This window comes from Pseudomonas sp. HMSC066A08 (genome assembly GCF_001813025.1).
Lineage (GTDB): Bacteria > Pseudomonadota > Gammaproteobacteria > Pseudomonadales > Pseudomonadaceae > Pseudomonas > Pseudomonas aeruginosa.
In genome coordinates, this window is sequence record NZ_KV811258.1 from 11,315 (window position 1) to 12,339 (window position 1,025).

Annotated in this window: 4 protein-coding genes; all 4 read left to right on the plus strand. The window is 57.8% G+C overall.

The features are described from left to right. Positions 1-171: mercuric transporter MerT family protein (locus HMPREF2886_RS03730; RefSeq protein WP_083318516.1), on the plus strand; the 171-nt coding region annotated here is incomplete at its 5' end. A 15-nt stretch (positions 172-186) separates the two neighbouring features. Beyond that, the gene (gene merP, locus HMPREF2886_RS03735; protein ID WP_000735441.1) at positions 187-462 is read left to right on the plus strand and encodes a mercury resistance system periplasmic binding protein MerP; all 276 of its coding nucleotides are present in this window, start codon (positions 187-189) and stop codon (positions 460-462) included. Between the two features lie 2 nt (positions 463-464). Continuing rightward, positions 465-710, plus strand: a complete 246-nt coding sequence (gene merF / locus HMPREF2886_RS03740) for a mercury resistance system transport protein MerF (RefSeq protein ID WP_000654684.1) — start codon at positions 465-467, stop codon at positions 708-710. Continuing rightward, positions 707-1,025 (plus strand): cation transporter (locus tag HMPREF2886_RS03745; protein ID WP_177344439.1); only part of this gene is annotated, 319 nt, incomplete at its 3' end. The genes merF and HMPREF2886_RS03745, both read left to right, overlap by 4 nt.

Consider the following 1,025-nt stretch of genomic DNA (forward strand, 5'->3'; position numbering starts at 1 on the left):
GCGTTGTTCTTCGCCTGGCGGCGCATCTACCGGCCGTCAGCCGCCTGCAAACCGGGTGAGGTTTGCGCGATTCCCCAAGTGCGAGCTACTTACAAGCTCATTTTCTGGGGCGTGGCCGTGCTGGTTTTGGTCGCGCTCGGATTTCCCTACGTCGTGCCATTTTTCTATTGATCACAGGAGTTCACCATGAAAAAGCTGCTTTCCGCCCTTGCCCTCGCTGCCGTTGTTGCCCCCGTGTGGGCCGCCACCCAGACCGTTACGCTGTCCGTACCGGGCATGACCTGCTCGGCCTGTCCGATCACTGTCAAGAAGGCGATTTCCAAGGTCGATGGCGTCAGTAAAGTTGACGTGACCTTCGAGACGCGCGAAGCGGTGGTCACCTTCGATGATGCCAAGACCAGCGTGCAGAAACTGACCAAGGCTACCGAGGATGCGGGCTACCCATCATCAGTCAAGAACTGATCATGAAAGACCCGAAGACACTGCTGCGGGTCAGCATCATTGGCACAACCCTCGTGGCGCTGTGTTGCTTCACCCCTGTTCTGGTCATTTTGCTCGGTGTGGTCGGCTTGTCCGCGCTGACCGGCTATCTGGACTATGTGCTGCTGCCTGCGCTGGCGATTTTCATCGGCTTGACCATCTACGCCATCCAACGAAAACGCCAAGCCGATGCCTGCTGCACCCCGAAATTCAATGGAGTAAAAAAATGACCGAAATCACCGTGAATGGCATGACCTGCACATCCTGCGCCACCCATGTCAAAGATGCTTTGGAAAAGATTCCCGGCGTGAATGCCGCTGTGGTGTCCTATCCAGAAAGCCGCGCGCAAGTCATGGCAGACACCGCCGTGAGCCACAACCAACTGCTGGCCGCCATCGCCGCATTGGGTTATCAAGGCTCGATCCGGGTTGGTGATTTCAAAGATGAACCAAAAATCCGTGATGCACTTGAGGGCGCCGGTTTGCATATCGCCATCATTGGCAGCGGCGGGGCCGCGATGGCGGCGGCGCTGAAGGCCGTCGAGC